General features: G+C 65.1%; 5 protein-coding genes. 1 reads left to right on the forward strand and 4 read right to left on the reverse strand.

The features are described from left to right. The 4 genes from CC207_RS03365 to gloB form a co-directional block, all read right to left on the reverse strand. Positions 1 to 1,374: extracellular solute-binding protein (locus CC207_RS03365; RefSeq protein WP_256581984.1), on the reverse strand; the 1,374-nt coding region annotated here is incomplete at its 3' end. Beyond that, on the reverse strand, positions 1,371 to 3,146 hold the full coding sequence (locus CC207_RS03370; protein ID WP_088851588.1) for an extracellular solute-binding protein: 1,776 nt from the start codon (positions 3,144 to 3,146) through the stop codon (positions 1,371 to 1,373). The genes CC207_RS03370 and CC207_RS03365, both read right to left, overlap by 4 nt. Before the next feature lie 293 nt (positions 3,147 to 3,439). After that, positions 3,440 to 4,867 carry a lytic transglycosylase domain-containing protein gene (locus tag CC207_RS03375; RefSeq protein WP_088851589.1) on the reverse strand — a complete coding sequence of 476 codons (1,428 nt, stop codon included), beginning with the start codon at positions 4,865 to 4,867 and terminating at the stop codon, positions 3,440 to 3,442. Between the two features lie 100 nt (positions 4,868 to 4,967). Continuing rightward, entirely contained in the window at positions 4,968 to 5,747 is a 780-nt protein-coding gene (gloB, locus tag CC207_RS03380) for a hydroxyacylglutathione hydrolase (RefSeq protein WP_088851590.1), read from the reverse strand. Between the two features lie 84 nt (positions 5,748 to 5,831). Here gloB and CC207_RS03385 point away from each other — a divergent pair. Further along, positions 5,832 to 6,385, forward strand: a 554-nt coding sequence (locus tag CC207_RS03385) for a class I SAM-dependent methyltransferase (RefSeq protein ID WP_088851591.1), incomplete at its 3' end; no start/stop codon positions are given.

The following is a 6,385-nucleotide window of genomic DNA, read 5'->3' on the forward strand; positions in this document are numbered from 1 at the left end:
GTCCGCGAGGTTACGCTTGAACGGCAGCAGCACGCGCTCGAACTGGGTCTGGGCCAGCAGGAACTCGATGGTCAGCGGCTTGCCGTCCTTGTCGACCATCTTGTCGTCGACGATCTTCCAGCCGGCGTCCTGCAGCAGCTTGTAGGCCTGGCGCTGCTGGTCGCGGATCATGCCGCTGCCGTCGGTGACGGGGTTGCGGAAGGCGCCGTTGAACACCTCGTCGGGCACCTTGCCGCGCAGCGGTTCGAGAATCTTCAGCTCGGCGGGCGAGGGCAGGCCGCTGGCGGCCATCTCGGAGTTCTCGAAGTAGCTGCCGGTGCGGGTGTAGGCGCCATTGAACAGCTGCTTGTTGGTCCATTCGAAGTCCAGCAGCAGGCTGATGGCCTGGCGCACGCGGATGTCCTGGAACATCGGCTTGCGCAGGTTGAAGATGAAACCCTGCATGCCCACCGGGTTGCCGTTGGGGATCTCTTCCTTGATCAGGCGGCCGTCGCGCACGGCGGGCACGTCGTAGGCGGTGGCCCAGTTCTTCGCGCTGACTTCCAGGCCGTAGTCGAACTGGCCGGCCTTCAGCGCCTCGAGGGCGACAGTGTTGTCGCGGTAGGAGTCGAAGGTCATCACATCGAAGTTGTAGAAGCCGCGGTTGATCGGCAGGTCCTTGGCCCAGTAGTCCTTGACCCGCTCGTAGCGGATCGAGCGGCCGGCCTTCACCTCGGCGACCTTGTACGGGCCGCTGCCCAGCGGGATCTCCAGGTTGCCGCGGTTGAAGTCGCGGTTGGCATACCAGTGCTTGGGCAGCACCGGGAGCTGGCCGAGGATCAGTGGCAGCTCGCGGTTGTTGCTGTGCTTGAACTTGAACAGCACCTTGAGCGGGTCTTCGGCGACCACGTCGGCGACGTCGGCGTAATACTGGCGGTACAGCGGGGCGCCGTCCTTGATCAGGGCGTTGAAGGTAAATACCACGTCTTCGGCGCGCATCGGCTGGCCGTCGTGGAAGCGCGCTTCGGGGCGCAGGTAGAAGCGCACCCAGCTGTTGTCGGGAGCCTTTTCGATCTTGCCGGCCACCAGGCCATACTCGGTGAAGGGCTCGTCCTGGCTCTGGCGCATCAGCGTGTCGTAGATGCTGCCGATGTTGTCGGCGGGCACGCCCTTGTTGATGAACGGGTTGAGGCTGTCGAAGCCGCCGAAGCTGGACTGGCGGAAGGTGCCGCCCTTGGGCGCGTCAGGATTGACGTATTCGAAGTGCTTGAAGTTGGCCGGGTATTTCGGCGCTTCGCCGTACAGGGTCAGGGCGTGTTGCGGGGCGGCCACGGCCGGGAGCGTGAGGCAGGCCAGCAGCAGGCTGCCGGCCAGGCGGCGCAGGGTGGGCGTCATTTGGCTTTCTCCGAAGTCTTCTTGATCCACCAGCTGTTCAGCCCAAGGGTGTAGGGCGGCGTGGTGACGAAGGCGAACCGGTTGCGGTAGGCCAGGCGGTGATTGTCGAGGTACCAGTTGGGGATCATGTAGTACTGCCATGAGAGCACGCGGTCCAGGGCGCGCGCGGCGGCGATCTGGTCATCGCGGCTGCGGGCGGCGAGCAGGGTGTCGAGCAGGTGGTCGACCACCGGGTCCTTCACGCCAGCATAGTTCTTGCTGCCCTTGACGGCGGCTTGGCTCGAGTGGAAATACAGCCACTGTTCGAGGCCCGGGCTCAGGGTCTGGTTCAGGGTCATCAGGATCATGTCGAAATCGAACTGGTCGAGCCGTTGTTTGTACTGGGCGCGGTCGACGGTGCGCAAGCGTGCATCGATGCCGATGCTGGCCAGATTTTCGACATAAGGTTGCAGGATGCGTTCGAGGTTCGGGTTCACCAGCAGCAGTTCCATCCGGAATGGCTGGCCCTTGCCGTCCACCAGGCGCTGGCCGTTGAGCTTCCAACCGGCCTGGGCGAACAGGTCGAGGGCCTGGCGCAGGGCCGCGCGGCTGATGCCGCTGCCGTCGGTGTGGCTGACCTGGTAGGGCTGGGTGAAGAGCTTTTCGGGCAGCTGGTCGCGGAACGGCTTGAGCAGCAGCCACTCCTTGCCGGTGGGCAGGCCGCTGGCGGTGAACTCGCTGTTGGGGTAGTAGCTGGTGGCGCGCCGGTAGGCGCCGTTGAACAGGGCGCGGTTGGTCCATTCGAAGTCGAGCATCAGGCCCAGCGCCTGGCGTACCCGTGGGTCGCTGAAGGCGGCGCGGCGGCTGTTCATGAACAGGCCTTGGGTCTGGGTGGGGATCTGGTGCGGGATCTGCGCCTTGATCACCTCCCCCCGGCGCACGGCGGGGAAGCTGTAGCCGTTGGCCCAGTTCTTCGCCTGATGCTCGATATAGATGTCGAATTCGCCCGCCTTGAAGGCTTCGAAAGCCACGGTGGCGTCACGGTAGAACTCGTATTCGACGCGGTTGAAGTTGTACTTGCCCCGGTTCACGGCCAGGTCCTTGCCCCAGTAGTCCTTCACCCGCTCGAACACCAGGCGCCGGCCCGGTTGCACCTCGCTGATGCGGTAGGGGCCGCTGCCCAAGGGCGGGTCGAAGGTGGTGGCCTTGAAGTCGCGCTTTTCCCAGTAGTGCTTGGGCAGCACCGGCATTTCGCCCAGGCGCAGGATCAGCAGCGGGTTGCCGGCGCGCTTGAACACGAAGCGGATGCGCAGCGGGCCGAGGATGTCGACCCGGGCCACTTCCTGCAGGTTGGTGCGGTAGATCGGGTGGCCGTCCTTGAGCAGGGTGCGGTAGCTGAAGGCGACGTCGGCGGCGGTAATCGGCACGCCGTCGTGGAAGCGTGCTTCGGGGCGCAGGTTGAACACCACCCAGCTGCGGTCCTCGCTGTACTCGACGGAGCGGGCGATCAGGCCGTAGCTGGAGGTGGGTTCGTCGCCGGAGGGGTCGTACATGCCGGTGCCGACCATCAGCGGCTCGTTGAGCTCGTTGATGCCGTACTGCAGGAAGTTGGGCGTGGTGACCGGGCTCGAGCCCTTGAAGGTATAGGGGTTGAGCGTGTCGAAGGTGCCGAAGGCCATGGCCCGCAAGGTGCCGCCTTTCGGGGCTTGCGGGTTGACCCAGTCGAAGTGGGTGAAGCTGGCCGGGTACTTGAGCGTGCCGAACTGCGCGTATCCGTGGCTTTCGCTCACCATCGCGACGGCGGGGAAGCTCAAGGCCAGGCTGAGAGACAGCAGGAGGGGACGTATCAAGTCGGCATCCGATCCAGAAGGCGTTGGGCTTGGTTCGGGGTACAGTAACAGCTTGTCTGGAATGGAAAAAGGGTACGGGTCGGTCGGATGGATGTGGCTGATTGGGGCTGCTTTGCAGCCCTTTCGCGACACAAGGCCGCTCCCACAGGGATTGCGCAGACCCTCAGGCTAGCGCAATCCCTGTGGGAGCGGCCTTGTGTCGCGAAAGGGGCGCGAAGCGCCCCCCAGGATTCACATCAACGCGACAGGTAGACGGTCAGCGTCTGCCCCGGCTTGAGCGCATGCCCGCTGCGCGGATTCCAGCGCTTGAGGTGTTTCATTTCGACGTTGAAACGCTTGGCCACCAGGTAATACGAGTCACCCTTGCGCACCTTGTACTGGGTGGAACGCTGCTTCGCATCGGCCACGCGCTTGGCCGCCGCGCTCGGCGCGTTGCCGCCACGCAGGGCCAGCACCTGGCCGACCTTGAGGCTGTTGCCGCGCAGGCTGTTCCAGCGCTGGATGTCCTTGACCGCGACGCGGTTGGCCTTGGCGATGCTGCCCAGGTTGTCGCCACGCTTGACCCGGTAGCTGCGCGCCGCTGGCGCCTTGGCATCGGCCAGGGCGGCCTGGAACACGGCCTTGTTCGGCTGCAGGGCGACCAGTTCCTCGGGCTTGAGGTTGGACATGCGGTCGCTGAGCAGCTGCGCCTTGGCGGTGGGCACCAGCAGTTGCTGCGGGCCGTCCACGGTCATGCGTTTCTTGAAGGCGGGATTGAGCTGGATCAGCTCGTCTTCGTCGATGTCGGCGAAGGCCGCGACGCGGGACAAATCGAGGCGGTCGTTGATGGCGACGGCTTCGAAATAGGGCTCGTTGGCGATCGGGTTCAGGTTGATCCCGTAGGCGGCAGGGGTGTTGACCACCTGCGACAGGGCCAGCAGCTTGGGCACGTAGTCGCGGGTTTCCTGCGGCAGCGGCAGGTTCCAGTAGTCGGTCGGCAGGCCCAGGCGCTCGTTGCGCTCGATGGCGCGGCTGACGGTGCCTTCGCCGGCATTGTAGGCCGCCAGGGCCAGCAGCCAGTCGCCGTTGAACATGTCGTGCAGGCGGTTCAGGTAGTCGAGTGCGGCGTTGGTCGAGGCGGTGACGTCGCGACGGCCGTCGTAGAAGTTGGTCTGGCGCAGGTTGAAGTGACGCCCGGTGGACGGGATGAACTGCCACATGCCGGCGGCATGCGCGCGGGAGTAGGCCATCGGGTTGTAGGCACTCTCGATGGCCGGCAGCAGGGCCAGCTCCAGCGGCATGTCGCGTTCTTCGAGGCGCTCGACGATGTAGTGCAGGTAAAGGCTGCCGCGCTCGCCGGCGTTCTCGAGGAACGACGGGTTGCTGGCGAACCACAGGCGTTGCTGTTCGATGCGCGGGTTGACGTCCATGCCGTCCTGCAGGGCGAAGCCCTGGCGCATGCGCTCCCAGACGTCCTGGGGCGGTGCTTCCTTGGGCTTGACCACCAGCGGCGCGGGTTTGTGCTTGATCCGCGCCTGGTAGTTGTGCGCGCGAACGCTGTCGGATTCGTCGAGCTGACGGGTGCTCTGGCAGCCGACCAGGGTGGCGGCCAGCGCCAGTGCACTGATCTGTGCCAGTCGCGTCAGGGCGACCGAATGAGCGGTTCTGCGGCTAGGGGAAGACATCGGCTGGAACGGTTATCCGGGCAAAAAAGTTGGGCGATTCTAGAAACCGGCCCCGGCCGGGTCAACCTTTGGGCGTGTGTCACGATATATCTTGAGGTTATCAGAACACGTCTTTCCAAGACCTCAAGGCAGCAAAAACAGTGGCTTGGGTAGGGTTGGAATGACCCTTCCATTCGTCTGCTTTTTGTTTAACGAATGTTTCAGCGGTGCGGAAAAACGGGTTGGTCAGGCGCTCGAGGCCGATGGTGGAGGGCAAGCTGATGCGATTGTCGGCGCGCAGGCGGGTAACGTCTTCGAAGCGTTGCAGAACGTGCGGGTTTTCCGGCTCGACGGCGCGGGCGAAGCGCAGGTTGCTCAGGGTGTACTCGTGGGCGCAGTACACTTCGGTCTCGGCGGGCAGGGCGGCCAGGCGCTGCAGCGAATGGTGCATCTGTTCGGGTGTGCCTTCGAACAACCGCCCGCAACCGGCGGCGAACAGGGTGTCGCCACTGAACAGTAGCGGCGTGGGCGATTGCGCAGTGTAATAGGCGATATGGCCGAGGGTGTGGCCGGGCATGGCCATGACCTCGAAGGTCAGGCCCAGTGCCTGGACCTGCGCGCCGTCCTCCAGGGCGACGTCGCGGCCCGGGATGCGTTCGCTGGCCGGGCCGTAGACGGTGGCGCCGCTGGCCTGCTTCAGGGCTTCGACGCCGCCGACGTGGTCATGGTGATGGTGGGTGACCAGGATCGCCTCCAGCACCCAGTCGGGATGCTGGCCGAGCCAGGCGAGCACCGGCCCGGCATCGCCGGGATCGACCACTGCGCAGCGGCGATTGGCAGTATCCTGTAACAACCAGATGTAGTTGTCGTTGAAAGCGGGTAGGGCATCGATCTGTATCATGTGCGGATCCGTATCGCCAAGCCTGGACATTGGGGGCATCTTAGCCGCGATGGCGCGGCCGGAGAACCTTCGAGGGAGAACGCAATGACCGACCAAGCCTTCGCCCAGGCCGACCCCGACTGGGTCGAACTCATCAGCCTGGCCCGCGACTGGTTCAATGGCCCCCTTGGGCAGTTGATGCTCAAGGAAGAGGAAAAGTTGCTCGAAGAAGAGCTGCGGCGCTTCTTCGGTGGTTACCTGGTGCACTACGGCCCCTGCGCCGAACCCCCGCCCAATGCGCCACAGGTGCAGCGCAACGTGCGCCTGGGCGCGCCGTTGCCGGGGGTGGAGATCGTCTGCGAGGAGCAGGCCTGGCCGTTATCGGAGCATGCCGCCGACGTGGTGGTGCTGCAGCATGGCCTGGACTTCAGCCTGTCGCCCCATGGCCTGCTGCGCGAGGCGGCCAGCGCGGTGCGCCCGGGCGGCCACCTGCTGATCGTCGGCATCAACCCGTGGAGCAGCTGGGGGCTGCGCCATTTCTTCAGCCAGGGCGCCTTGCGCAAGGCCCGCTGCATCTCGCCGTCGCGGGTCGGCGACTGGCTCAACCTGCTGGGCTTCGCGCTGGAGAAACGCCGCTTCGGGTGCTATCGTCCGCCGCT

This window comes from Pseudomonas sp. DrBHI1 (assembly GCF_002205115.1).
Classification (GTDB): Bacteria; Pseudomonadota; Gammaproteobacteria; order Pseudomonadales; family Pseudomonadaceae; genus Aquipseudomonas; species Aquipseudomonas mosselii.